Source organism: Nostoc spongiaeforme FACHB-130 (genome assembly GCF_014698475.1).
GTDB classification, from domain to species: Bacteria; Cyanobacteriota; Cyanobacteriia; order Cyanobacteriales; family Nostocaceae; genus Nostoc_B; species Nostoc_B spongiaeforme.
Window position 1 is genome coordinate 1 of the sequence record NZ_JACJTB010000024.1, and the last position, 25,354, is coordinate 25,354.

Genomic DNA, 25,354 nt, shown 5'->3' on the forward strand with positions numbered 1-25,354 from the left:
CAAGTTAATCAAAAGACTTGGATATGGCTTTCGCAACTTTAGTAATTTCCGCTTACGTAGCTTATTAACTTGGCACTTTACTACTAATTCTCCATAAAATTACCGGAAGAACCATTTTATTTAACTTTGTTGATGCTACTCAAGTAAAAACTACTGGTTTCTCATTCTATGGTAGTGTACTTGCAACTAAAGCTAATGTCCTATTTAATAATGGGAATGTAGAAGGAACTTTAGTAGCTTCTTCGTTATCCGGTAGTGGTGAATTTCACAATACTAAGTTTGCTGGGAACTTGCCTAACATACCCAAGCCACAGCCAGAAACCCCAACTAACCCCACTCCTGAAACACCAGTAACTCCAACTAACCCCACACCCGAAACACCTGAAACTCCAACTAACCCAACACCTGAGCCTCCTGTTTCAACTACCGTACCAGAACCAAGTACAGTTATGGGGTTACTTTTTGTAGTTGGTTTATTTGGCTTTTCTCGCCGGAATAAATTATTCACTAAATCAGCTATAACTGGTGAAAAAAATTAGTCAGTAACCTGCAATCATGTTTGAATAAAAAGATACCCGATTTCTTAAAGAAGTCGGGTATCTGAACTTTTAAGTTATTAAATATTTGACATGAATCAAAATCAAATTAATCCAAAAAACTGGTCACAAGAAAGTTATATTAAGGCTTATAAGTTTGCTGCGATCGCACATCATAACCAAACTATTCCCGGTTCTGAAATGCCTTATATTATGCACTTGAGTTTCGTCAGCATGGAATTAATTGCTGCTTTAAACGTAGAAAAAGTAGCTAATCCTGATTTAGCAATTCAATGTGCAGTTTTGCATGACACTATCGAAGATACTGGTATAACTTTTGAACAAATTAAAGTTGAGTTTGGTGAAGCAGTTGCCAAAGGTGTACTTGCATTAACCAAAGATAATAGTTTGGCGAAACATCTACAAATGGCTGATAGTTTAAGGAGAATCAAACAACAACCTCCAGAAGTCTGGATGGTTAAGTTAGCTGATAGAATCAGCAACCTCCAAGCACCGCCACATTACTGGAGTCAAGAAAAAATTATTAAATATCGAGAAGAAGCGATAGAGATTTATGAAGCTTTGAAAGATGCGAGTCCGTTTTTAGCTACAAGGTTGGCTAGTAAAATTGAAGATTACAAGGCATATATACATTCAGAGGATGTTTAAACTAGTCAAATTCAGCTAAATTCGGAACTCTGGCTTCTAAATTCTGGATTCTTCTGTATTGATGTGAGTTTTGCAATTAATTAGGGAAAACTATCACTAGTTGGGTGTCAATAGTACTTAAGGAAGATATTTTGAGATTTCGCTGATTTTCCTGAAACATAGTGCTATTGAAAATTCTTCTTTGTAGATATCCAGGAAATAACTTCATTATGGTTCAAACATCTTTGCTTGACGACCAGATAAAATCTTTAGAACTACCCATAGAACGTGACCAGTTTTTGCGGACGATTATTCGAGAATTGGCGGGAACTTTACAAGATGTTGTTGGTATTGAAGAGGCAGCAGGCTTTTTGAATGTAGTTGGCTATCGAACAGGTCAGCATGTCAATCAGATATATCATCACGGGTTGCAAGTATCTAATCTTTCGCGTGAGCAGGTAACTGCTGTTCTTGTAGATTGGAAGCGCCGGATTCAAGGTGACTTTTACGTGATTGAAGAAACTGATGAAAAGATTGTTTTAGGCAATCGTCAATGTCCTTTTGCAGAACAGGTAGAAGGACGCGAAGCTATGTGTGTGATGACATCGAATATATTTGGTGCGATCGCAGCAGATAATCTCGGTTATGCCAGGGTAGAGTTAAAAGACACAATCGCCAGAGGTGCAAAGGAATGCACTGTGATCATTCATCTCAAACCTAGTGACGCATCCGAGGAATTTGCCGGACAAGAATACTTCAAAGTATAGTAGCAGCATGAAGCTGATAATCTCGTGGCTGTAATATGTCTCGGCTAAAGTTAATTTTCTCAAACATGGCTGAGTCTTTTCACTTTTACTCTGTTAGTGTTCCGTGCAATGGCAAAAATTCTGCTGTGATACCTCAAGATCATGACACCTGATCAATTTTTAACCTTTGCCCAGATTTTGCCAGAACCTATGCTGCTGGTAACTAGTGCAGGTGAAATTTTGGCAGTCAATCAAGCTGCTACTAAATTGTTTAGTAAAACCAGTAAAGCATTGATTGGTCAGTATTTGAGTGAGTTTGTCACGGAATCTCCTGAAAAGGTGATTGACTACCTTAAAATGTGCGCCCAAAGTCGTCAAATGATTTTGGGCGCTTTTACTATTCACCAAACTGAAGGCGAGGGAATTGCTTGTCGTAGTCAAGGTGCAGTAATTCAACCGCGATCGCATCAAAGTCCAGCAATTAATTTACTCCGTTTAGAAAAGCGTACAAAAAACGAATTTGTGGTGCTGAACCAAAAAATTCATGCCCTGAGTCAAGAAATTCAACAGCGCCAACGTATTCAAGCAGAATTAGCACAATCAAATGAAACTTTAAAACACACTCTCATCAAACTGCAAAGTGCGCTAGAAGCGGTGCAAACAGAAAAAATGTCTGGGTTGGGACAGTTAGTTGCCGGCATTGCCCATGAAATTAATAATCCAATTACCTTTATTCATGGAAATCTGAGGTATGCCAGTGGATATTACAATGATTTACTCAACCTAATTCAGCTATATCAGCAAGAATTTCCCCATTCTAGCCAAAAAATTCAGCAAGCAATTGATGATATAGAGCTTGACTTTATGCAAGAAGATATCAAAAAATTGCTCTGTTCTATGCAGATGGGTGCAGAACGAATTGCTGAGATTGTGAAATCTTTGCGAAACTTCTCTCGCTTAGACGAAGCAAAATTCAAAGTGGTTGATATTCATCAAGGTTTAGAGGCGACATTGATGATTTTACAAAGTCGTCTCAAGCCTAGTGCGGAGTATTCTGGTATTGAAGTGATTAAGGAATATGGTGAATTGCCTTTAATTTATTGTTCTCCTGGGCAGATCAATCAAGTGTTTATGAATATCTTAAATAATGCGATTGATGCTTTACAAGAAACAGAAAAATTGCGATCGCCAGAATTCAGACAAAATCACCCCAATCGCATTTGGATTCGCACAGAGAAATTCGATAACTGCTATATTGCAATTCGCATCAAAGATAACGGTAACGGTATTCCTACTGAGATTCAGCATCAAATATTTAATCCCTTCTTTACTACTAAGCCCGTCGGACAAGGAACCGGATTAGGTTTATCGATTAGTTACCAAATCATAGAAGGGCATGGTGGTCAAATTAATATGAGGTCTGAACCAGGTTGGGGTTCTGAATTTAGTATTGAGTTACCCATTGAGCAAGGTTGAAGAAGAACTCATACCGTTTAATATCAGGGCTTGATTCTACACCTGACTATCACTTTATCATCAATTTTCGATTGTTTACCTCCACTCCACCCGCGATCGCCCCTCATACTTTTTTAGTTCAACTGAACTACTTCATCACCACCTCTTCTTACTACTTCGCCAACATTTAGATGCGTTTGCTCTGGTGAGGAGCCAGAGGACGCAGGAGAGCAGAGGATAGGAGGGTTTTGACGTTTCTGCACAGATGTAGGGAGTCGTGACTGATTACCTGGACTTGATATAAGATAAGATTTCGTCATAATATGACACTACAAAGATGTACAAAAAAAGGCTTGGGTGAACCAAGCCTTTATGTATACCAAGCATTTACTACACCAAGCTTAATTTATCCTAGGTCATCCGTTAGTTCATCTCTCTCAAGGATGTATACAAATAATTAAATAACTGATATCGCTTGAATCAAAAATTATCTTTTTCTGCTTACACTACTCATAAATAAACATAAATATATTTCCCAAAAAATCAAGCAACAAAAAAGGTTTGGTCAATAGCCAAACCTTAAAAATTGCTGTGCTTAACAACGTACTCAATTAATTTATTACTTTCCTCCATAGACCTCATCTATCTTGAGGATGTACCTAAACACCAGACAAATTGATAGACGTTTAAGACAAAAAGTAACTATATTCAAATAACGTATAAATTGTGGACATATTGCATAATAAAAACCCATTAAATATTTTAATAATTACTAACTTAAAAATAATTTTTTTTGCTTCAAAAATATGAAAAAGGCTTGGAAATCAGCCAAGCCCATATATACCAGGTGTTTACCATATCTAGATAATTTATCTCCTCATCGGATGCAGTTCATCTTCCTTCTAGTCGTGTACAAAAATGATAAATTATGATATGTAAACCACGAAGACAAGGGAGAGAGACATTTATCAATGATTTAGGATTGCTATATTAATTTTGACCATAATTTATTTCACCTATCTGTCTAAGGATAGAAACAATTTAGTTTCATCTGATATTTATGGTAAAATTTATTCTGAAATAGCCAGATATTCTGTAGCAGTTAGTTTTTTACAAAAATATCAATTATAAAAAAGGTTTAGCTCAAGGCTAAACCTCTGTAGAAAGCAGTTATTTGACACACCAGAATAAATTTAGACTGAGTTAAATAGTAGGGCATCTTCCTAAAGTATGTACCCAAAAATTTGCTTGTATGATATAAAATTTCTCAGTTACTCTGGCTGCACTATTTTATCGATTTCATTAACCCAGCGTTGACGGTCAGCATGTTCTAAAGTTAAAATTTCTTCTAAACTCCAGTGGAAATGAAACGCAATACAGGCTACCTCCTCATGTAGTAAATCTGAGGGGTAGCCTATGATTCCCCCGCTAAAGCTAACTCCACTTGAAATTTAGTCTGACATTGTGGACACTGGACAGAAATTTCTGCATCACCTTGCTGATTAATTCGATTGTAAAACTCTCGCAAATATGCCAAATCGTTGGAAAAAAGATTTTCTAGCAAACTCGGAGTAATGTCTGTTAAATCTCCCAAACGAGTAATTACTTGTGAGAGCATAACAATTGCAGCATAGGTGACATTTTCCTGAGCAGCCCGATTTTTTTGTACAATGATTTCATCCTTTGCTGTCGCCAACCGCATCACACCTTGGCGATGCACATTCCCCTCAGCATCTAATAAACCTCTAGGAAGAGTAAAATTAAATTCTGTATAAATTTTTGTCATTAGTCACTTGTTATTTGTCATTTGTGATTTTCTTTTACTCCCTACTTCCTACTCCTCACTCCCCAATTCTTCTAATTCATTAATTTGACGATAAAAATTTTGTAAATAGCTTAAATCACAGGCGAAAAAATCTTCCACAACCGCAGGTGTTACTTCATCTAAAGCACCTAATTTAGTAATGACGCGAGATAAAATGATGACCGTTGCATAGGCTGGATTTGATTTTACACGAGGGTCACGTAAGGGAATAATTTCATCTATCGCTCTGGATAAACGCATCACACCTTTACGATGTAAATTACCATCTGCATCAAGATACCCTTTCGGTAAAGTAAATTCAAATTCAGTTTGCAACATTCTATGCTACTTTCACTCGTTTTAATTCTTCTACTACTACTTCTATTTCTTCAATTTCATGTTCGCTGCCAGAGGCACTCACATCATTAATTTTATAATTAGCAGGCCAAGCATTTTTAAATTCCAATCTAAATTTTTCTTCCGCAGCTTGATTATAAATAACTAAAGAACCATCCCGCCTTTCATCACCCCATTTACTTTCTTGCACAGCCGCTAACCAATTCCACATAGTCATCGAAATAGTTAAACCACGCCGCAACACAATATTAGAATAAGATATATTTCCAGGTATTTTCGTAGTGATAATTCTACCACTCGTATTACCATTTTTACCCCAAGTTTGGGGGGTGACTTCTGAAATTTCTATTACTTTTTGTGTAGTTTGAAAACCTTGGCATTCCATAAAATAGCCATCCACAGGTTCTTGGCTACCACTGAGCTTTAATTCCAGATAAAATCGGCTATTCGTCAAAATTTCGGGAAAATCAGCCATATATTTCACTATATAAAATATGAGGGAAAAGTCTGAAGTGGGAAGGTAGGAGACAGGAGGTATGATTTTAATTTTATACTTCATACTTCACACTTCATACTTCACACTTCTACTTATTTCTTCCTTTCAAAATAAGTAAAACCAATGGTGACTGTTTCGGTTAATAAATCACCACTACCTGCTGTAAAATCACTTGTGGCATAGCTGGTAGGAAAGACATCTGTAAATTCGTACTGAACTTTTTCTTGTTCGCCATCATATATAGAAAGTTTTCCTAACTTACGGTTCTTGCGGCCTTCTGATTTACCACCTGACAGAGCTTCAGCATGGCATTTGTTATACCAATCTAGGAGTTGTTTAGAATCAGCAGTTGCTACACATTCCAAGGTAATCTCTGAACATTCTACGCCACCGATAGTAGCCTGAGTTTGAGTTTTACCATCTTTGGTGACACCAATAGGTGCATCCCCACCTGCAACTATCATTTTCATTTGCATACCACTGACTTTCTTTACCAAAACATCAGTTAAACCATCAGCTTCCCAGTAAAACTTGGCATTAGAGATAAACTCTGGCATAAATCAACCTCCAGTTGAAGAAGAATTCAGAAGTCAGAATTCAGGAGTCAGAATGTAATCAGTAAGGGATTGAGATACGCCACTGATTGAAGAATATCAAATTTGCAATTTGGTGTAGGTGTTAAACCCGGTTATTCATCCACCAGTCACATATAATTCAAATCTGAATTTGGGCTTCCTGTCTCCTGAAGTCTGTTTGATAAATAGGTAATAATTAATTAGCTAAAAAAAATTAGGCAAAATCTATTTTTTGCGATTGATATTTTCACAAGTTAATGTGTAAGTTTCTTCAATATAATCGTTGCCATTTACATCTAAATCTCCGATTTTATATTGAGAAGGCCAAGCTTCTTTCAATTCCCAACGCATAACTTCGTTACCATCAGTATCGTAGGCAACTATAGAGCCTGTTTTTTTACTTTCTGCCCATTTGCCTTCACCTTTTTCGGTTTTGGGCATACATTTTTTGAACCAATCATACATTTTTTTGCTGGTGCTATCACTATCTCCACTCATAAGGGTAGAAACGTCTATTGTAAATAGACCTTCAAATCCAGCGGAGTTAATTTGTCTGAGTGTAACACCACCTTTGGTAGACATTAAAGGTTTATCTTGACCTTTGACTTTAGCTTCAAATTTGACACCGCCAACTTTACTAAAAGCCATGTCGGTCATGCTATCAATTTCAAAGTAAAAGTTACTAGCAGCAATTGGTTTTAATTCAGGCATATTTGTAGCTCCTTAATTTTGTAATAGAGGGTATAAGAGTGTGAGGGTGTAGGGGAGTATGATTTCCCTTACACCTCTGCACTTACTTTTATTGGTTAGGAGACCATTGACTAAAGCGGAAGATGACAAATTCCGCTGGACGTACAGGACAAACACCAACTTCGATGTACAACCGCCCCAACATCATGGTTTCGTGAGTGTTGATGCTAGAGTCGCATTTGACATAAAAGGCTTCCGCAGCCGAAGCACCAAATAAAGCACCTTCCCGCCAGAGTCTTTCTAGGAAGTTGCTGACGGTACGAGTCACACGCGCCCATAAGTCTTGGTCGTTGGGTTCAAAGACTACCCATTGAGTACCGAGTTCTACAGATTTTTCGATATAGCTCATCAAGCGGCGAACACTGATATAACGCCACTGGACGTTATCTGGCTCTACTAATGTGCGAGCGCCCCAAATGCGGATTCCACGGTTGGGGAAGGTACGGATACAGTTAATACCTAGAGGGTTGAGTAATTCTTGTTCGCGGAGGTTGGTTTCGTAAGCTAAACCGATAACACCTCTGGGTGTGTCGTTGGCGGGTGCTTTGTAGACACCACGAGTTTCATCAGTGCGACACCAAACGCCCAGCATGTGACCGGCGGGAGGAATTAAAATTGGTCTACCACCGTTACGGGGGTTGGGGACTTTAATCCAAGGATAGTAGAGAGCGGCAAATTGCGATCGCCTGTTAAATGCACTCAACCACTGAGCCATGTGCTGGGGCTTCACCTGGGTGGGAGGTACGGCTGTACCACCGCCTTTACATGGGGGCGGGTCTAATACTACCATCCGGTTGGGGGCAGTATTTTCACACATACTCACCATCGCTTCCATGATGCCGTGGACTTGATCCAAATCCAAGATGCCGTTTTGATAAGCCCGCATCAAGTCAGGGAAAGCAATCATGGTAACTTCATCAATTTCAAAGATACCTTGCATCCCGGTGCGATCGTCTCTGACACCTTGCACATCTCTGGGAAAACGGTCAGGGGTGGAAACTACTGGCGGTGGACTAACTTCGTAATTACCGTTAGCTGGACGGCGAGACAGTGGTTGTCCTGGTGTTTCTAAGTCGGCGACTGTAACAAATTGCGAATCTTGCAAAGCTGTCACCGCATAACTACCCACAGCCGCATCAATTTGCGGGTTCATGGATAAGTGGTCGTATTCTTCCAGAATTTCACCGTTGCGGCTAATTAGGACTTTGAAAAATTCACCAGTATTTGCGGGTGGTTCTGCTTCTGGGTTTTCTGGGGGACGCGGTTCACTTTCCGTTACAGAAACATTAATTCTGCCTTCTGCACCACCGTCATCATCATCTTCAGCTGGCTTAAGGATAAAACTTAAAGCAGGACGGTTCCCACTGGTACGAATTTTTAAGGCGGTTTCTTCTGGTGGTGGTGGCTGAGAACCTGGTAGTTTTGTACCAATACTCGCTACCCAACAACGTCCACCACCGTTGAGGAACCAACCATTTACCGCAAAAGGTAAATAAGCATCAAAATCTGTGTAACCATCAGAACCTTGTTTAGCAAAGTATTCTAAATATTCGTTCCACGATGTCACCAACATCGGTTTAAACAATTCCGCATCGCCTCTGACATCTTCGGTAAAACCGATAAAGCCGGCGATATTCGTACTTACCCCTTCTATGGGGCGACTACCTCGGTCTACTTCTTCAACGTAGACACCAGGTGCAAAATAATCTAATCTTGGCATAACAATTGGTTTTCCTATTTTTTGAAGCGTGAAGTCTGAAGTGTGAAGTCTGAAGTGTGAAGTCTGAAATTAAAATCATGTTTTCTTTCTGCCTTCTGCCTTCTGCCTCCTGCCTCCTGCCTTCTTACTTCATACTTTTTTTGTTGGTTTTGAACAGTCAATCAAACTTGGCTCAGTGACAAAATTACTATCCAGGTTTAGGGGAATTGTTAATGTCACATACAAAGCCGGACGCAATGGTACTCCTAACGCATTCCACAAAACCGCAGCATCCAAAGGATGAATAGCAGAAACGGTCATTGCTAATTCGCCATGACCGCGCAGTGCTGGAGCCAGCACCTCTTCTCGTAATGAGTGATGATGCAAAAGTAGTATTAATGCCTCGGATAAGATACGCTGTTCACTTAAACTGGTAAAATCCCAAGCACTTACCAAAAATGAGAGTTCAAACCACCTTGGTGTTAATAAGAATAATTTCCTTTTGTCTGCCGATTGCTGACAATGAGACTGTTGTTTGTCAACACTTTCTTGAATGTTGTAACAATATAAATTCAGTCTAGGGTTGATATTCTGTTTCACACCAGGATGGTTGAAGTCAATTTGCTCTGTACTGAGCAGGGAAATCCCGCCAGCTAAAATTTTTGCTAAAGTCTGGGTAGCAGCTGGGATCATAAAACACAACAGCAGGGTGACTGAAATGCTCCCTTAATCACTCTGGCTGGTAGGTTTTTACCGCCAGTATGAATCTATGGAGGGTGAAGCGTTCTTACCAGAGTTCCGCAAGCAAAAAGTAACTACTTTGCTACCGAACTTACGGAAGTTGGCGCAATACGGTTCGGTTAACGTTTTGGCATTTTGAACTCCCCCCAACCCCCCTTAAAAAGGGGGGCTGAAAATTATCTTTTACCCCCTTTTTAAGGGGGTCGCCGTAGGCGGGGGGATCTTAACCGAACAGTATTGGAAGGTGGAGGGCTGACAGCACAAAATAAACCTTGGAATTAGGCTTTTTTGTTGGCTAATTTGCCACTATTGGGCTAACTCTTTCTAGCTTAGGGATCTAGATGTCTAGCGTTTATTAGACTTTGGTCGATATTGTAAAATTATTGTTTTAAATTCCCCAATTTTACAAGCTGTAGAGTAAGCTGATTTCGTCCGTATTTATACAGTAATAAGCATAATTTCTCCAAGCAAAAATCTTTGAGATTGGGTAGCATTTCTAATGCTTCTGAGTTGCTATAGTGTTTCGGAGTGTAAAATAGGATGAGGGTGGCTACACAAAAATTAACCTCTCAATTGCCGCGACCTTGGTTGGTAAACAATTTAGAAAATAAACTGCCAGAGTTAAATTTTTATCAAATTTGTCAGCTGACTATTCAACAATTAAAAGCCTTGTTGCCAAATGTGGCTATCTGGACAGTTTATTACGATTTAGCAACAGAAAAACGGCAGATAGTGGCAGAGTATAGCACAGAAGATTTATGTTCTGTGCAGATGAAACAGGATGACCAAGTAAGTTCTTTTACGTCTGGGAAATTCCATCCAGATTTGGCATATTTGCAAGCGGAAAATTGGTGGCGAGATGATTTACCAGTTCTGCAAGTTACGGAATTAGCAGTATCAGGGGGTTATCATAGCTATGTTTGTCGGATAGGTAAACAGAGTTTAGCAATCGGCGAATATATATTGATATGTACTCATAAATTGCTGTCTGCTGAACAGCAACAGTTACTGCTGGGTAATGCTCAAATATTAAGTAATTATTTAGGGATTTGTCGAGAGCGATCGCAACAACAACAAGAAATCTTAGCTTTATCTCAAATTCTCGGACAAACAGAACATCAATTGAGAAATCCTTTAGCATTGATTAATCTCTATGCAGAAAATCTGCGCTTGGCATTACCAGAGGGTAGTTTACAAGAACAAGCAATCTTGATTCGCCAAACTGTAGATGAGTTGAGTGCGAAATTAACTGATTTACTTTACCGTGGACAACGGGCAAATTTAAACTTAAAAAAATATAATTTGCAAACAATTATTAGGGAATGTATTAAAAGCTTACAACATTTACTAACAGAAAAAAACTTAACAATTCAATATCCTGAGCAGCCTGTATATGTCACAGTAGATAACTGGCAAATGAAACAAGTGTTTGATAATTTATTAGGCAATGCGATTCATTTTAGTCCCTGTGGTGGGAGAATCACTTGTAATTGGTACGCTTATAGTCATGAAGTGTTAATAGAAATTTGCGATCGCGGTTCGGGAATTGCACCGGAGGAATTGAAGCAAATATTTAAGCCTTATTATTCTCGCCGTGTAGGTGGTACAGGTTTAGGACTCGCGATCGCGCAAAAAATTATCTTGGCACATCAAGGCAACTTATGGGCAGAAAATCTCCCCACAGGTGGCGCTCAATTTTCCTTTACATTACCCTATAAAAGGCAAAAGTAAAAAGGTAAAAGTAAAAAGTAATCAGACTTATATATTGCAAACTTTTCACAGTTTCAGATGGTCTGCTGATTCAGACTACAGACTTCTCTTAAATATCCCAGGCACACTACCATGAATCCTAAAAAAGAGGTAATCTCGATTCTACTGGTTGATGACGAACCGCATTTTCGTCAAGGAATACGCACCTTATTAAACTTTTATACAAGTAGCAGTAGTATAGGATTAAATGTCATTGGAGAAGCTGCATCTGTTGAACAAGCAGTAAAATTAACTGTTGAACAACATCCAGCGTTAATCTTACTAGATTTAGAATTACCGCCAGAAAACGGCATTACTGCCCTAAACCGTCTGGGAGAATTATCTTATAACGGCAAAGTATTAATATTATCTGCTCATCAACAAGATGAATGGATATTTCGTGCTATGCAGGCTGGTGCTTGTGGTTATGTATTTAAAGACCAATTAGCAACCCAATTGTGCGAAGCTATCAATACTGTCATTAATCATCAAGTTTATTTACCACCAGCAGTCGCCACTGCCTTTTTTAGATTATTTCACTACTACACAGGCAATTCATTAAGCTTCGGCAATAATTGTATTCATCTGACCGAAAGAGAACAAGAAGTTTTAAATTGGTTAGTGCAAGGCGCTTCTAACGAACAAATCGCAGGCCATTTATATATTACGGTCGCCACAGTCAAAGCACACTTAACAGCCATCTTTGAAAAATTAAGCGTCACCAGCCGCACCCAAGCTATTGTCAAAGCTTTAAAACTCGGTTTGGTTTGTCCATAAAACTGAAGTGTGAAGTATTAAGTATGATTATCGGTTTTTTCGCTTTTAACAAATGACAAATGACAAATGACCAATAACAAATGAGTAACCATTTAGCCATCGCCACTGTCACCGCAACTTTGCAAAGAACATTACAAGCCAGTGTTCAAGTAGAGGTGGATGGTGCGCGGGTGACAACCCTAAGACCAGACCGCCTGAATAATGCTACACCAGAAGCAGGAGTGAACATATATCTTTACGATATTCTGCTGAATAGTGCTTGGCGGAGTGCTGATTTAAGACAACGCTATTCTGATGAGAAATATAGTAAACGACAGCAAACAGGCTTAGATTTATACTACTTGTTGACTTGTTATGGTAACGATGTGGAACTAGAACCACAGCGCCTCATAGGTAGTGTCATTCGCACCTTCAACAGCAAATCGATTCTTACCCAAGCAATGATTCATGAAACAGTCAGTGATGCAACTTTGACGTTTTTAGCTGATTCTAATTTAGCCGAACAAGTAGAAGCGATCGCCATTTCTCCAGTTGATTTGAATATCGAAGAAATTTCCAAAATTTGGACGGTATTTTTTCAAACACCCTACGCTTTATCATTAGCTTATAAAGCCAGTGTGGTCTTAATTGATAGCGGTGAACTTCCGAAAAAACCCTTACCCGTCCGCAATCTTCAGCGTCATGTTACACCATATCAACCTGCGATCGCGCAAATCAAAGTAGTAGAAGAACTAGCTAAAATTTGGCAAACCCAATATGCAGCTACACCCTTAGTTTTGGCTGACAGTACATTATTAATCCAAGGAAATAAATTAAGCGCAGATATCACCCAAGTCCGCATCGGTGATATCACAACCACTCCCCAAGATGTGACAGACAAGCAAATTACCTTAAATCTGGCTACTATCCCGATAGAATCTCTCAGGGCTGGTGTCCAGAGTTTACAAGTAATTCATCCCCAAGCCAAGGTCAATTCCAATGTTGTACCTTTCTTGTTACGCCCGACTATTTTAGATATCACTGTATCTAATGTACATGGTAGAGGCAATGAACCGCGATCGGCTGATATAACTATTACTGTTAACTTGAATACTGAGAAAACACAAAAAGTAACGTTAGTTTTAACAGAATTTTCCCTCACCCAATTTACTGGTTACTCTACTGATAAAACTAAAAATCGCCGCAATAGTTCCAACTCAATTACTTTTGCAATTCATGATTGTTTACCAGGAAGTTATTTAGTCCGCTTGATTATAGATGGTGCAGAAAGTTTATTCACAGTTGACACAGACTCCAACAGCCCCACGTTTGAACAATATATCGGGCCAGTAATAGTTATTTCTTAGATTCTCTATTTTATTTACAACATAATTATGCAGGCTGCTATCCCTAAATTTATTTGGAAAAAGCCCAACGTCCAAGGTATTTATCCTCAACCGAGATACGGACATTCTGCTATTTTGTATCAAGCCTCCATGATTATTTTTGGGGGGGAAGATAATAACACTTATGAAGCTTTCAATGATGTTCATTTGCTAGATTTGACTTCTTGGACTTGGATACAGCCTCAGATTTCAGGGCAAATTCCTGAACCGAGAAGCTTTCATACAACAGTTTTATATCAAGATAAAATGCTGGTTTGGGGAGGGCATCAAGCAGCACAAGATGGTGGCTATATCTTTAGTGATGTGGCTATTCATTCCCTTGATTTAAAAACTTGGGAATGGTCAGAAATTACCCCTGATGGTATACCGCCAGATCCGCGTTCTCATCACAGTGCTGTTTTATTTCAAGATAAATTATTGATTGATGGCGGGTCTTATGATATCTACTCAGCACGAGATGATTTACATATATTAGATATTACCAAAATGTGCTGGTTAAATATTCAAATTAATAATTGTCGCAGTTCTTCTCTCGCTGGCTTAAAAGTACGTGACCAGACATTAGTCAAGTTTTTAGGTGATGCAGCTTACGGCGGATTTTGTCAAGATATTTTAACTTTAGAATTAGGAAATTTGGATAATATCAATACTTGGCAATTAGCTAATTTTAAAGGGATAGATAATTATAGATATTCAGTTGATTTACAAGATAATGATGAAGAAGAGATAGAAGATGAATTTGATGATGAAGAAAATGTCATTCCTTGCCGCACTATTCACGGCTATAGTGAGTTTGGGAATAACATAGTTTTATTTGCTGGCATGGCTCCTGGTGATGGTGTCAGTCATATGACTATTGGTGATTTAATAATATTAAATATGCCTGACGCTAACAATAATAATTCCCATAATTATCAAGCATTAGTTCCAGAAGTTGTTGGTAAATTTCCTCCTCCAAGATTTGGTCATTCCACTATACAATTTAATCAGCAAATGATTGTTTATGGTGGCTTATGGATTGATACTTGGGCTGGTAATAATAGCTATGACAATGAAGTATACATTTTGGAGATGATATAGCAGTCCTGATTGATGGGTGAATAATGAAGACAAGGGAGACAAGGGAGAGAGATGTTTATAAATTATTTAGAATTGCTATAGAAAATAGCTGAATTTTTAAAGAAGGATAAATACTAAATGCAATGGCAAGTCGATAATTATAATTATTTGATGAATGAACTCGCTGTAGTTCGGACTTTATTAGAAAATAATCCAGAAAATCAGGAAAATTCGCCATTAGAATCGAGTGCTAAAAATACTTTGCCTAACGCCGCATTGAATAATCTTTGTCGGATTTTTGGTTTAACATATTTTGAACGTTATATTTTACTATTGTGCGTTGGTATGGAATTAAACCCAAATTGGGGTTTTTTATGCGCCAATTCGCTAAGTGGTGTGGGTAAACCTTATCCAAATTTCATGTTGGCTACATTAGTTTTACCTCAAGCACATTGGAATGCTTTAACACCTGATGCACCGTTGCGACGTTTGCAGTTAATTCAAATTGCCGAAGGTTCTGGTTTAAATCTCAGTCCGTTACGAATTGATGAGCGAATTTTACATTATTTACTAGGATTGAATAATTTGGATGAAAGATTACAAGGTGTAGTAAAATCTCTGGAACCTCAAAATATTGCCCATGTAAATTCCCACCAGATTTTGGCAGAACAACTAGCAACAACTTGGGTAAATACTAGAGAAGGAATAACTTTACCAATCATTCAATTATGTGGAGATGAAGTAAGTAGTAAAAAAGCGATCGCCTCTACAGCTTGTCAGTTACTTGATCTTAATTTATACATTATGTCAGCAGGTGCAATTACTAGCCTGCGAACCACCGAAATCAATGAATTATTGCGGCTGTGGGATCGAGAAGCTATGCTCACCAACAGCGTACTACTATTAGATTGTGAGGAAAGTGATAGTAGTGATGCTGCTAAAGAAAGTGCGATCGCTCATTGGATGACAAATATCTCCAGTCCCCTCATTATCATTAGCCGTGAACGCAGGCGATTTACCCAAAAACCAATAATTGCGATCGACGTTCCCAAACCCACCACCACCGAACAACGCATAATCTGGCAAAATGCTTTAGGTGAAGTAGCCACCACCCTCAACGGTCACGTAGATATCCTAGTTTCTCACTTCAGCCTCAGCGCCGCCACTATTCACACAGTCTGCACAGAAGCCATAGGTAAATCAAAACTCACCAATCAACTCCCCACTCAGCACTCACACTTCGACTCCGCTCAGTGTACAGCACTCAACACTCCCCAATCCAAACTCAGCACTCAGCACTCAGCACTCAGCACTCTCCTCTGGGATACCTGCCGTTCTCAAGCGCGATCGCGCTTAGATGAATTAGCCCAACCAATTGAATCAGGTGTCACTTGGGATGATTTAGTTTTACCAGAAGCCCAACGTCAAGTTTTACGCGATATTGCAGCCCATGTGCGACAACGGGCTAAAGTCTATGAACAATGGGGATTTGGCAACACAGGCGGTAGAGGTTTAGGGATTAGTGCCTTATTTGCGGGTGCTAGTGGTACAGGTAAGACAATGGCTGCTGAAGTCATAGCCAATGAACTGCGTTTAGATTTATATCGTATAGATTTAAGCCAAGTTGTAAGTAAATATATTGGCGAGACAGAGAAAAACTTACGCCGTGTATTTGATGCAGCTGAAGCAGGCGGCGCAATTTTACTATTCGATGAAGCCGATGCCTTATTTGGCAAGCGTAGCGAAGTGAAAGACAGCCATGATCGCCACGCTAATATTGAAGTCGGTTACTTACTCCAACGTATGGAATCTTACAGAGGATTAGCGATTCTCACCACCAACTTAAAAGCTTCCTTAGACCAAGCATTTCTGCGCCGGATTCGGTTTATCGTCCAGTTTCCCTTCCCCGATGTCACTCAGCGCAACGAGATTTGGCAACGCATCTTTCCGCAGCAAACACCCACCCAAGATTTAGACTTTGGTAAATTGGCAAAATTAAATGTATCCGGCGGTAATATTCGTAACATTGCCCTCAATGCCGCCTTTTTAGCCGCCGATGCTGGGGAAGCCGTGGAAATGAAATATATTTTACAAGCTGCTAAGAGTGAATACGCAAAATTAGAACGACAGTTGACAGATGCTGAGGTAAAAGGTTGGATTTAGGCGAAAAAAACTATATTTCGGGGAGTAAACCAAAATGCGATCGCCTGCTTTTAACTCTGTGAACAATGGTGGCGATCGCTAACTAATTCCTCCATAAGAGTGCCAAAATTGATACTAACTACTTCTGGATGATTAACCACTACTTCACAGATTGGGAGAGTTGAGTAAATGTATACAAGACAATACAAAACAAAAAAGACTTCAACAAATTCTGCGGAAACCTCAACCACCAATCAATTCGCACCACGCCGTTTTGTCGTCCAGCCCCAAGTAGAAGAACCACCTGTTGCGTCTAGGGTACATCAGGAAAACAAAACCGGTATGCCAAATAACCTGAAAGTCGGGATTGAAAACCTCTCAGGTATAGCTATGGATGACGTAAAAGTCCACTATAATTCTGCCAAACCTTCAGAATTACAGGCATTGGCATATACTCAAGGTACAGATATCCATTTAGGTAAAGGTCAGGAACAACATCTCGCTCATGAAGCTTGGCATATAGTTCAACAAAAACAAGGTCGAGTCAAGCCTACCATGCAGCTACAAAGTATAGAAATCAACGACGACGTATCTTTAGAGCAAGAAGCCGATTTGATGGGACAGAAGGCTGCTCAAAGTACAGCACCAGAAGCAAACCAACTTTTACAATTAGGGTCAGAGAAGGAAGTATATCAGTTTAATGGCTGGGAAAAAATGGCTTTGGTGTTGGGAGGTGCTGCGGCTGGTGTTTTGTTTTCATGGTTAAAGAGTAAATATGATGAGAGTGAAGCCACACAAAAACAGCAAAACATCATTCAAGAGTTTGAGATGCGGATGCGTGAGCCTGCGTTCCGAACAAACGCAGAAGATAGAGAAAATGCTTTTGTACTTTCGGCATTGAAAGAAGGCGTGGATGAGAATGTGGCTAGGCGACTCTTCCAAAATAGTGGTGCAGCCGCTAAGGATACAGTTACAGGATTTGCTCCAGGAGGTGACAGGATACCTACAGTTCAAAATGCAATTGACTTCATTAATAAAAATGAAATGGCTAGGGGCTTTTACGTGGAAGTGGATATTAGAAATCTTGGAGGATTGAACAGCGTATTAGGCCATACCGGAGCCGATGAAATTTTTACTCAGATAGCTAAAATGACAGAGGAGCAAGTTAAATCTCTAGGATCTTCTACAGTCAAAGTAGCAAGTTTTCGTCATGGAGGCGATGAATTTAGTTTTGTAGTTGTTACTGAAAACATTGAGAAGAGTAACATCATGAAGAATAATGTTGAACAAAAATTGGAAGCAGCTGCTCAAAAGATACAACATGAAATAGTTGATAGTACATTAATCATCTCAATAAATAGTGATGCTGAAGTCGAAAAGGAGGCTACATTAGCAACGATAGAACACCCAAAACATAAAGGAAAAAAGGAATTCAATGGTACTGGTATTGTGTTTGGAGTTAGTCAGATTACAGGCAAAGATACAGTAAAAAATGTATTAAGTGCTGCTGATTTACAAGTTGAACTTAGAAAAAACAAGTAAAATAAGAAATAAAAGTAAGGATAATTATGTCAACTGAAGAAAGATTGAAGCGTTTAGGATTGGAACATCTCAAAGACAATCCACAGGAACTGGAACAAGAAATTGAGAAACAATTAGCAGAACGTCATCAAAAAGAAAAAGAATGGGAAAAACAGCAAGCAGAAAAAAGGTTAACTAACAAACAGATAGAACAAGAAAATTCATAAACACCAACTTGAATAGCAAATAGTTTGACATTGTTGAGTGCGATCGCCCATCCAATCACCCTGCTAAACTAAAATCACACCTCTTAATCTTCAGGAGCTATGAGCGCCACAACTACGCCAACTCTCACCCTAGAAGCGTTTCTGAAGCTCCCAGAAACCAAACCAGCTAGTGAATATATCAATGGTGAGATTATTCAAAAACCAATGCCGAAAGGAAAGCATAGTCGGTTGCAGTTAAAGTTGTGCAACAACATCAACAACGTTGCAGAAACTCAACAAATTGCTTATGCTTTTCCAGAGTTGCGTTGTAGTTTTGGTATACGTTCAATTGTCCCTGATGTAGCTGTGTTTAAATGGTCACGCATTCCCTTTGATGCGGATGGGGAAGTACCTAATGATTTTTTATTGTGTCCTGACTGGACAATTGAAATTTTTTCTCCTGAACAAAGTTCTAACAAAGTAATTGGTAATATTCTTTACTGCTTGCAAAATGGTTGTCAGCTAGGTTGGTTAATCGATCCAAGCGATCGCTCCATTCTTGTTTTTTCGCCAAATCAACAACCACAATTATTACAAGGTAGCGATCGCCTATTAAGCTTACAAGAAATCGACCTAAATCTGTCAGTAGAGCAGGTTTTTAGTTGGCTGAAGATGCAATCTATGTAAATAAGAGTATCAATATGAGCGATCGCTAATTATCTTCAGTAAGATAGTGCCAAATTTTGACAATAATTTGCCGCAAACCGACGGTGGTTGTTCTGCTACACAGAAATATCTGGAGAATAACAATGTATTACAGACAACCCAAAGCAGCTAAAACTTCTACAAATCACTCCGATGCAATAGTTAATCCATTCGCACCCCGTCCTTTTGTTGTCTCAACTGAAGCAGAAGATAGCACCCAAACGCCCAATTTACAGTCACAGGCAGTTAAAAATAATACATTAATTTCTTCAAACAACTTCGCCAATATCCCCGTTTTTCCTCCTGCTTATCAACCACCACCACCGCCACGCATTCAAATGAAACTTGCGATTGGCGAACCAGGAGATACCTATGAACAAGAAACTGAAACTGTAGTTAAAGAAGCTATGCAACAGCTTGATATGCCTGTTGTCATGGCCATTCAGCGCAATCAAAATCAGATTCTCAACCGAGACATTGACCCCACTCAAGTCCAAGATGGAACAACGCCAATTAACCCCCAAGATATCGATTTAGAAAAAATTGGTCATGGCTTGATTTATGACGACGTTTTGACAGATCAAGATCAAGAATGGTTGCGAGAACAAGGATTTCATGAACAATGGTTTCCTGATGGCAATGTCGTCAATGCTGGTCAGGGATTGAATTATGGATTATTGTTACCAACAGAACAAGGAGTCTCAGCCGGGAAACACCCTGTGTTGGCATTTCGCGGAACCAGTGATTTAGCAACAGCGTGGCAGGATTTAGATATTAACTCTCCTGGACATGGTGGTATTCAGAATTTACTCAAGGAAGTTCCCACTGGCTACATCGGTAATATCGTTTCGCAATCAGGCAAAATAGATGTTACAGGTCACAGTTTAGGCGGTGCATTAGCTCAACATTTTGTTGGTACTCATCCAACTTTGGTGAGACGACTGGTAACATTTCAATCGGCCGCGCCTAATGCCAAGCAATATCACAACAATATTGAATCGCTACCAGAAGAAGAAAGACCAGAGGTAGTTCACCACATTGCTAAAGGCGATATTGTAGATTTAGCTGGAGGAGAACATCTCAAAGGTACGTTTTTTGAACATGATCTAGAAACTTCTGGATTAGCAAATTTCTCTACCCTCGCCAGAATTAAACAAGCACACACCTCTCAGCTATTAAATACTGAAGATATCGTCGGCGAAGCAGGTCATGGTCGTCATACTAAAAATATCACCATGATGGAAAATGCCACTCGTCCCTATACTAAATCTCGATTAGTCGAAGCAGGCAGAATGATGGCACTCAATAAAGGTACTGCCGTTGCTGGTGGCTTGTTGGTTGGTGCGGCGGGATTAGCAGGTACAGCAGTAGAAGTTCCTACCAGATTAGCTTACCAAGGTTTGAAAAAAGCTGGAAGTGCGATCGCCTCTGGTGCATCATCTCTTTATGAAACTGCCACTAATTTCTTCTCTAAGAACAACCAAGAATAATCCGATAGCCTTCCTATTTGATATACAGACAAGGGAGACAAGGAAGACCTGGAAGATAGATATCTTTAAACCATTTATGATTGCTATATGAGTAGTTATATGAATAAATCATTGCTATTTGAGCGTCATTTTAGTGACAAACTTAATATATCACTAGAAATTCCTCAAACTTGGCAAAAAATTGCGAATCAACATTTAGATGAGCAAACCGAAGGATATTTTTATCCTGCACAATCGAAAAATAATCCCCAAATTTTTATTAAGAAAATTCTTATTCCAGAAATAGAACAACACGAACAAAACTTTATAGAACTTGCCGATGAATTACTGCAATTACCTTTACAAAAATTACAGTCAGAACAGTTTGAAATAATTTCTCAAACACAAACAAAAATTGATAATTATCCAGCGAGATTAGATATTTTTGTGTTTCAACCTCCTGATGTTGAACTGCCAATTACACAATATCAAGTTTGTTGGCAATGCCATCAACTGGTCTATGGATTAGTTGCAATGGTAGAGTCAACCGCAGAATTAGAGTATTTACCAATTTTCGCCACAGTCGCAGGTTCGATTAACTGCCATCCTGATATTAGTAGCGAATGACAACTACGTATTATATAGAAAAACTATAGGCATCCCATTTGATTTTTTAACAGATACGTAGTGGCGTGACTAGACTAAAATGTTGCAATGACCGAAATTCCATCTGCGTTTATCTGCGGTTAATTTTACCCACACTCTATGACATCATAGTAGTCGTGTTATTCCAGTACAGTCACAAAATCCTCTTTTCTACTCTTCATTCCCAGCATCTTATACAGATAATTGCACAATCAAACCAGATAAATCTATATGTATTTTTCGGAAATATATCCTGACGTAATTGTGCAATTTATGTTTCTAAATTTGGTAATTAAGTTTACTGAAACTGTAAATGACGTAGCTTAGGTGTTCACCTTATTCTATTAATTAAGCAAGGAGTTGAGCCGCTAAACAAAGCTCATCAACTAGCTAACAAAAATCTCGTTCAAAAAAGAGAAGGTTTACACTATGTCTCAAGAATTATTTACCGACTTAGCAATTGAACAACAAGAAACCATTTCTGGTGGTAGCCTATTTAATGTGCAAGAAATCAATTCTGCTCTGTTTAAACAAAACACTCAAGTTTTACAGTTAGCTACTACTGCAACTGCTGGGGCTAATGGTGCATCTTCGACTAAAGTTTTCAGTGCTGGAACAAATAATATTCTCAGCAAATCTGGAGATATTCTCAGGTTCTTTTTGTAATTGAATATCTGCATCATTCAGATTCCAGAATTTTCATATATAGCGATTCTGCATCAGATAAATTCGCCCCCTAAAAGCATCTACCACGAATCGCCAATACTATCACTCTGCTGTTGGATTTTTTGGTAAATCAGAATTATCCAGCAGAGAAAAAAGGATAATTCTGGAATCTTATTTTTAGTAAATTTACCCAAACGTAAGTTCTAGCAGCTACACAAAGCAAGTAATCAACTTACGTCATGCAAATAACGGAGAGTTTCAACTATGTCTTACGAACTGTTTATTGATATCCATGAAGAGCAGCAACAAATAGTAACTGGTGGTTCAATGGCTGTAATGAGTTTACCCAACCTGCAAGGGTATAATTATTCTAGTTATCAGCAAGATATGCAGGTTGTGCAGTTTAATACTAAAGTAACTTCTGGGCCTAATGGTTCATCTTCAACGAAGGTATTCCAAGCTATAAACGATCATCGGTTAAGTAGTGCTGGTGATATGCTCACCTTTCGTTGGTAAGTAATTAATCGTCTAATCAAGATTCCAGAATTTTCATATTATGTCAATTTGGCGGTCGAAACAAGTGAAAATTCTGGAATTTTCTTATTTGCCAAAGATGGAGTTACTATTATGTCTGCACACTTAGAAGATAAATCATCAGAACTATTTATTGATTTATCAGAAAAAGAACAAGAACCTATAAAGGGTGGTTTTTCCTATCCTGGACTTAGCCTTTATAATATGTTCTTTCAAAGAACAGAAATAGCCAGCTTTGCCAACATTAACAGTACTTATTCTGATGGTATTCGCAGCTTTTCTTCTCAGCAACAAACTGGATATCGACTTTCACAGGTGACTTTTGGCTTGAGTGGGGGTGAATTTGGCGGTGGACGCAGAGGAAGGAAAGCCAGAAGAAGAAGACAATATTTATTAAATATGTTGTTTGAGTTGATGTCTATGTTTGGGTAAATATTGTCATTAATACTATTACCTCTAAAATGCAGAACACAATTGACGACTGAGCAGTTGTCATAATTTAGGGTAATTTACTTATGAAACACCAATTTGTGAAACAGCACAGTGAAGAAGACTGCGGGGCTGCTTGTTTGGCTGCTATTTCTAAATATTATGGACGTACTTTTACTCTCAGTCGCATTCGTGAAGCTGTTGGTACTGGACAATTTGGAACTACTTTATTAGGACTGAAAAGAGGAGCAGAAACACTAGGCTTTAATGTGCGCCCTGTGAAAACTTCACCAGAAGTTTTAAACCGAATGAATGAAGCACCTTTGCCAGCCATTATTCATTGGAAAGGTAATCATTGGGTTGTATTATATGGCAGAAAAGGTCAAAAATGTTTAGTTGCTGATCCGGCTGTGGGGATTCGCTATCTTTCTAAACAAGAGATAGCAGAAGGTTGGGCTGATTGGTTGATGCTTTTATTAGAACCTGATCCGATTAAGTTTTTCGCGCAAGCAGATGAAAAAGTTGGTGGATTTTGGCGTTTCTTTCAGCGTGTTTGGATTTATCGCGCGATTTTAGCGCAAGCATTACCTCTGAATTTGATGTTGGGATTGCTATCTTTAGCGTCGCCATTTTTAATGCAAATTTTGACGGATGATGTGCTAGTTAGAGGTGATACAAAGTTATTGACGACTGTAGCGATCGCAGTTGTAGTGATGAATTTAATTTCTCACAGTCTTTCTTTTGTTCAGTCTAACTTAATTGCTCACTTTGCTCAACGGCTGCAATTAGGTTTAGTCCTAGAATTTGGTAGACAAATTCTGCGTCTACCTCTTGCTTATTACGAATCACGGCGCAGTGGAGAAATTGTCAGCCGCTTACAAGATATTGACCAAATTAATCAGTTAGTTGCTCAACTAGTTGTTGGTTTACCCAGTCAATTTTTTATTGCTTTGATATCTTTTGGGTTTATGGTCTTCTATAGCTGGAAACTCACACTAGTAGCTGCATTGATTGGTATAGTAATGAGCTTATCAACAGTAGTTTTTCAGCCGACTTTACAACAAAAAACTCGTGAATTATTAGTCCAAGAAGCAGAAACTCAAGGCGTTTTAGTCGAAACCTTTAAAGGCGCACTCACCCTCAAAACTACAACTTCTGGGTTGCAATTTTGGGATGAATTACAAAGTCGCTTTGGTCGGTTAGCGAATGTTACCTATCGCACAATTCAAATTGGTATTATTAATCATACTTTTTCTGGCTTTGTTTCGGGGGTTGGGGGTGTGGTTTTGCTGTGGTTTGGGGGAAATTTAGTAATTAATCCAGCCGAAAATTTGAGTATTGGGCAACTTTTTGCTTTCAACTCTATGAATGGGAATTTTTTAGGATTAATTTCTACCATTATTAGCTTCGTGGATGAAATTACCCGCGCTAAAACTGCTACTCAACGACTCACGGAAGTAATAGACGCAAAGCCGGAAAATGCAGGCGATGAAATTAAACCTTACGCCAAAATTGCTGGTGATGCTGATATTGTTTGTACAAATTTAAATTTTCATTATGCTGGGCGGCTAGATTTAATTGATGATTTTTCGCTGACAATTCCTGGTGGTCAAGTTGTGGCTTTAATTGGTAAATCTGGTTGTGGTAAAAGCACCTTAGCTAAACTGATTGCTGGTTTATATCCTCTGCAATCAGGTAATATTCGGATTGGGCTGTATAACCTACAAGATTTATCTCTTGAATGTCTGCGTCAACAAGTCGTACTTGTTCCCCAAGAACCGCATTTTTGGAGTCGTTCAATTGTGGAAAACTTTCGCTTAGGCGCTCCTCATGTCACCTTTGAACAAATTGTCAGAGCTTGTCAGGTAGCAGAAGCCGACGATTTTATTAGTAAATTACCAGATAAATATCAAACTATTTTAGGAGAATTTGGCGCGAATATTTCTGGTGGGCAACGTCAAAGATTAGCAATAGCCAGGGCGATTGTTACAGACCCACCAATTTTGATTTTAGATGAATCAACGGGTGGACTTGATCCAGTAAGTGAAGCACAAGTTTTAGATAAATTATTTAAACATCGTCAAGGTAAAACTACAATTTTAATTACTCATCGTCCCAGAGTTGTTAATCGGGCAGATTGGATAGTTTTACTAGAGCAAGGTAAGTTAAAAAAGCAAGGTTCGTTGGCAGAATTACGCTCTCAAGCTGGAGAGCATTGGGAATTTTTAAATCCTTAATAATTGAGAATTTTACAGGTAAT

At 38.8% G+C, this 25,354-nt stretch carries 26 protein-coding genes and 1 pseudogene; 19 read left to right on the top strand and 8 right to left on the bottom strand.

Annotated features, from left to right (window positions below; translation table 11 throughout):
• Positions 1-98: 98 nt before the first annotated feature.
• The 5 genes and pseudogenes from H6G74_RS31555 to H6G74_RS17685 form a co-directional block, all read left to right on the top strand.
• Positions 99-275, top strand: a pseudogene (locus tag H6G74_RS31555) (collagen-binding domain-containing protein); the annotation flags it as partial.
• Between the two features lie 15 nt (positions 276-290).
• The gene (locus H6G74_RS31250) at positions 291-539 is read left to right on the top strand and encodes a PEP-CTERM sorting domain-containing protein (RefSeq protein ID WP_242051268.1); all 249 of its coding nucleotides are present in this window, start codon (positions 291-293) and stop codon (positions 537-539) included.
• A gap of 90 nt (positions 540-629) precedes the next feature.
• Complete coding sequence (locus H6G74_RS17675) at positions 630-1,205, top strand: HD domain-containing protein (RefSeq protein WP_190968910.1); 576 nt, start codon at positions 630-632, stop codon at positions 1,203-1,205.
• Between the two features lie 209 nt (positions 1,206-1,414).
• Positions 1,415-1,951 carry a methanogen output domain 1-containing protein gene (locus H6G74_RS17680; RefSeq protein ID WP_190968911.1) on the top strand — a complete coding sequence of 179 codons (537 nt, stop codon included), beginning with the start codon at positions 1,415-1,417 and terminating at the stop codon, positions 1,949-1,951.
• Positions 1,952-2,092: 141 nt separating this feature from the next.
• Positions 2,093-3,406 (top strand): ATP-binding protein, encoded by a 1,314-nt coding sequence (locus H6G74_RS17685; protein ID WP_190968912.1) that lies wholly within the window; start codon positions 2,093-2,095, stop codon positions 3,404-3,406.
• Between the two features lie 1,250 nt (positions 3,407-4,656).
• Here the strand turns inward: H6G74_RS17685 and H6G74_RS31750 are convergent.
• From H6G74_RS31750 to H6G74_RS17720, 8 genes are all read right to left on the bottom strand, one after another.
• Positions 4,657-4,836, bottom strand: coding sequence for a DUF6760 family protein (locus tag H6G74_RS31750; protein ID WP_313888494.1), 180 nt, complete (start codon positions 4,834-4,836; stop codon positions 4,657-4,659).
• A complete protein-coding gene (locus H6G74_RS17690; RefSeq protein ID WP_190968913.1) occupies positions 4,800-5,171 on the bottom strand; it encodes a phage tail assembly protein in 372 nt (123 codons plus the stop codon). The genes H6G74_RS31750 and H6G74_RS17690 overlap by 37 nt, the downstream gene beginning before the upstream one ends.
• 48 nt (positions 5,172-5,219) lie before the next feature.
• Complete coding sequence (locus H6G74_RS17695) at positions 5,220-5,528, bottom strand: hypothetical protein (protein ID WP_190968914.1); 309 nt, start codon at positions 5,526-5,528, stop codon at positions 5,220-5,222.
• A 1-nt stretch (position 5,529) separates the two neighbouring features.
• Complete coding sequence (locus H6G74_RS17700) at positions 5,530-6,021, bottom strand: phage tail protein (RefSeq protein ID WP_190968915.1); 492 nt, start codon at positions 6,019-6,021, stop codon at positions 5,530-5,532.
• A gap of 113 nt (positions 6,022-6,134) precedes the next feature.
• Complete coding sequence (locus H6G74_RS17705) at positions 6,135-6,599, bottom strand: phage tail protein (protein ID WP_190968916.1); 465 nt, start codon at positions 6,597-6,599, stop codon at positions 6,135-6,137.
• A 243-nt stretch (positions 6,600-6,842) separates the two neighbouring features.
• Entirely contained in the window at positions 6,843-7,328 is a 486-nt protein-coding gene (locus H6G74_RS17710; RefSeq protein ID WP_190968917.1) for a phage tail protein, read from the bottom strand.
• An 88-nt stretch (positions 7,329-7,416) separates the two neighbouring features.
• Positions 7,417-9,087, bottom strand: coding sequence for a phage tail sheath family protein (locus H6G74_RS17715; protein WP_190968918.1), 1,671 nt, complete (start codon positions 9,085-9,087; stop codon positions 7,417-7,419).
• Positions 9,088-9,216: 129 nt separating this feature from the next.
• Positions 9,217-9,759 carry a Pvc16 family protein gene (locus tag H6G74_RS17720; protein WP_190968919.1) on the bottom strand — a complete coding sequence of 181 codons (543 nt, stop codon included), beginning with the start codon at positions 9,757-9,759 and terminating at the stop codon, positions 9,217-9,219.
• Positions 9,760-10,347: 588 nt separating this feature from the next.
• Here H6G74_RS17720 and H6G74_RS17725 point away from each other — a divergent pair.
• The 14 genes from H6G74_RS17725 to H6G74_RS17790 all read left to right on the top strand — a co-directional run bounded on the left by H6G74_RS17725 (position 10,348) and on the right by H6G74_RS17790 (position 25,331).
• Positions 10,348-11,538, top strand: coding sequence for a sensor histidine kinase (locus H6G74_RS17725; protein WP_190968920.1), 1,191 nt, complete (start codon positions 10,348-10,350; stop codon positions 11,536-11,538).
• 111 nt (positions 11,539-11,649) lie between these two features.
• Positions 11,650-12,333, top strand: coding sequence for a response regulator (locus H6G74_RS17730; RefSeq protein WP_190968921.1), 684 nt, complete (start codon positions 11,650-11,652; stop codon positions 12,331-12,333).
• Positions 12,334-12,413: 80 nt separating this feature from the next.
• Entirely contained in the window at positions 12,414-13,679 is a 1,266-nt protein-coding gene (locus H6G74_RS17735) for a DUF4255 domain-containing protein (protein WP_190968922.1), read from the top strand.
• Positions 13,680-13,706: 27 nt separating this feature from the next.
• Positions 13,707-14,798 carry a Kelch repeat-containing protein gene (locus tag H6G74_RS17740; protein WP_190968923.1) on the top strand — a complete coding sequence of 364 codons (1,092 nt, stop codon included), beginning with the start codon at positions 13,707-13,709 and terminating at the stop codon, positions 14,796-14,798.
• Positions 14,799-14,915: 117 nt separating this feature from the next.
• Positions 14,916-16,940: an AAA family ATPase gene (locus H6G74_RS17745; protein ID WP_190968924.1), complete on the top strand. Its 2,025-nt coding sequence runs from the start codon at positions 14,916-14,918 to the stop codon at positions 16,938-16,940.
• A gap of 168 nt (positions 16,941-17,108) precedes the next feature.
• Entirely contained in the window at positions 17,109-18,461 is a 1,353-nt protein-coding gene (locus H6G74_RS17750) for an eCIS core domain-containing protein (RefSeq protein ID WP_190968925.1), read from the top strand.
• Between the two features lie 26 nt (positions 18,462-18,487).
• Positions 18,488-18,667, top strand: coding sequence for a hypothetical protein (locus H6G74_RS17755; RefSeq protein WP_190968926.1), 180 nt, complete (start codon positions 18,488-18,490; stop codon positions 18,665-18,667).
• Positions 18,668-18,766: 99 nt separating this feature from the next.
• On the top strand, positions 18,767-19,333 hold the full coding sequence (locus H6G74_RS17760) for a Uma2 family endonuclease (protein WP_190968927.1): 567 nt from the start codon (positions 18,767-18,769) through the stop codon (positions 19,331-19,333).
• Positions 19,334-19,455: 122 nt separating this feature from the next.
• Complete coding sequence (locus H6G74_RS17765) at positions 19,456-20,841, top strand: hypothetical protein (RefSeq protein WP_190968928.1); 1,386 nt, start codon at positions 19,456-19,458, stop codon at positions 20,839-20,841.
• A gap of 99 nt (positions 20,842-20,940) precedes the next feature.
• The gene (locus H6G74_RS17770; RefSeq protein WP_190968929.1) at positions 20,941-21,447 is read left to right on the top strand and encodes a hypothetical protein; all 507 of its coding nucleotides are present in this window, start codon (positions 20,941-20,943) and stop codon (positions 21,445-21,447) included.
• 447 nt (positions 21,448-21,894) lie between these two features.
• Positions 21,895-22,131: a CTB family bacteriocin gene (locus tag H6G74_RS17775; RefSeq protein ID WP_190968930.1), complete on the top strand. Its 237-nt coding sequence runs from the start codon at positions 21,895-21,897 to the stop codon at positions 22,129-22,131.
• A gap of 264 nt (positions 22,132-22,395) precedes the next feature.
• Positions 22,396-22,647, top strand: coding sequence for a CTB family bacteriocin (locus tag H6G74_RS17780; protein WP_190968931.1), 252 nt, complete (start codon positions 22,396-22,398; stop codon positions 22,645-22,647).
• A gap of 111 nt (positions 22,648-22,758) precedes the next feature.
• Positions 22,759-23,097: a hypothetical protein gene (locus tag H6G74_RS17785; RefSeq protein WP_190968932.1), complete on the top strand. Its 339-nt coding sequence runs from the start codon at positions 22,759-22,761 to the stop codon at positions 23,095-23,097.
• Positions 23,098-23,180: 83 nt separating this feature from the next.
• Entirely contained in the window at positions 23,181-25,331 is a 2,151-nt protein-coding gene (locus H6G74_RS17790) for a peptidase domain-containing ABC transporter (RefSeq protein ID WP_190968933.1), read from the top strand.
• Positions 25,332-25,354: the final 23 nt, after the last annotated feature.

Bases quoted from the DNA above. Each gene is read 5' to 3' on its own strand.
- H6G74_RS17785 (WP_190968932.1), top strand. From the start codon at position 22,759: ATGTCTGCACACTTAGAAGATAAATCATCAGAACTATTTATTGATTTA.
- H6G74_RS17745 (WP_190968924.1), top strand. From the start codon at position 14,916: ATGCAATGGCAAGTCGATAATTATAATTATTTGATGAATGAACTCGCT.
- H6G74_RS17765 (WP_190968928.1), top strand. From the start codon at position 19,456: ATGTATTACAGACAACCCAAAGCAGCTAAAACTTCTACAAATCACTCC.
- H6G74_RS17710 (WP_190968917.1), bottom strand. From the start codon at position 7,328: ATGCCTGAATTAAAACCAATTGCTGCTAGTAACTTTTACTTTGAAATT.
- H6G74_RS17775 (WP_190968930.1), top strand. From the start codon at position 21,895: ATGTCTCAAGAATTATTTACCGACTTAGCAATTGAACAACAAGAAACC.
- H6G74_RS17740 (WP_190968923.1), top strand. From the start codon at position 13,707: ATGCAGGCTGCTATCCCTAAATTTATTTGGAAAAAGCCCAACGTCCAA.
- H6G74_RS17700 (WP_190968915.1), bottom strand. From the start codon at position 6,021: ATGGCTGATTTTCCCGAAATTTTGACGAATAGCCGATTTTATCTGGAA.
- H6G74_RS17770 (WP_190968929.1), top strand. From the start codon at position 20,941: ATGAATAAATCATTGCTATTTGAGCGTCATTTTAGTGACAAACTTAAT.
- H6G74_RS17685 (WP_190968912.1), top strand. From the start codon at position 2,093: ATGACACCTGATCAATTTTTAACCTTTGCCCAGATTTTGCCAGAACCT.
- H6G74_RS17690 (WP_190968913.1), bottom strand. From the start codon at position 5,171: ATGACAAAAATTTATACAGAATTTAATTTTACTCTTCCTAGAGGTTTA.
- H6G74_RS17725 (WP_190968920.1), top strand. From the start codon at position 10,348: ATGAGGGTGGCTACACAAAAATTAACCTCTCAATTGCCGCGACCTTGG.
- H6G74_RS17760 (WP_190968927.1), top strand. From the start codon at position 18,767: ATGAGCGCCACAACTACGCCAACTCTCACCCTAGAAGCGTTTCTGAAG.
- H6G74_RS17780 (WP_190968931.1), top strand. From the start codon at position 22,396: ATGTCTTACGAACTGTTTATTGATATCCATGAAGAGCAGCAACAAATA.
- H6G74_RS17730 (WP_190968921.1), top strand. From the start codon at position 11,650: ATGAATCCTAAAAAAGAGGTAATCTCGATTCTACTGGTTGATGACGAA.
- H6G74_RS17695 (WP_190968914.1), bottom strand. From the start codon at position 5,528: ATGTTGCAAACTGAATTTGAATTTACTTTACCGAAAGGGTATCTTGAT.
- H6G74_RS17705 (WP_190968916.1), bottom strand. From the start codon at position 6,599: ATGCCAGAGTTTATCTCTAATGCCAAGTTTTACTGGGAAGCTGATGGT.
- H6G74_RS17735 (WP_190968922.1), top strand. From the start codon at position 12,414: ATGAGTAACCATTTAGCCATCGCCACTGTCACCGCAACTTTGCAAAGA.
- H6G74_RS17790 (WP_190968933.1), top strand. From the start codon at position 23,181: ATGAAACACCAATTTGTGAAACAGCACAGTGAAGAAGACTGCGGGGCT.
- H6G74_RS17680 (WP_190968911.1), top strand. From the start codon at position 1,415: ATGGTTCAAACATCTTTGCTTGACGACCAGATAAAATCTTTAGAACTA.
- H6G74_RS17720 (WP_190968919.1), bottom strand. From the start codon at position 9,759: ATGATCCCAGCTGCTACCCAGACTTTAGCAAAAATTTTAGCTGGCGGG.
- H6G74_RS17715 (WP_190968918.1), bottom strand. From the start codon at position 9,087: ATGCCAAGATTAGATTATTTTGCACCTGGTGTCTACGTTGAAGAAGTA.
- H6G74_RS17675 (WP_190968910.1), top strand. From the start codon at position 630: ATGAATCAAAATCAAATTAATCCAAAAAACTGGTCACAAGAAAGTTAT.
- H6G74_RS17750 (WP_190968925.1), top strand. From the start codon at position 17,109: ATGTATACAAGACAATACAAAACAAAAAAGACTTCAACAAATTCTGCG.
- H6G74_RS17755 (WP_190968926.1), top strand. From the start codon at position 18,488: ATGTCAACTGAAGAAAGATTGAAGCGTTTAGGATTGGAACATCTCAAA.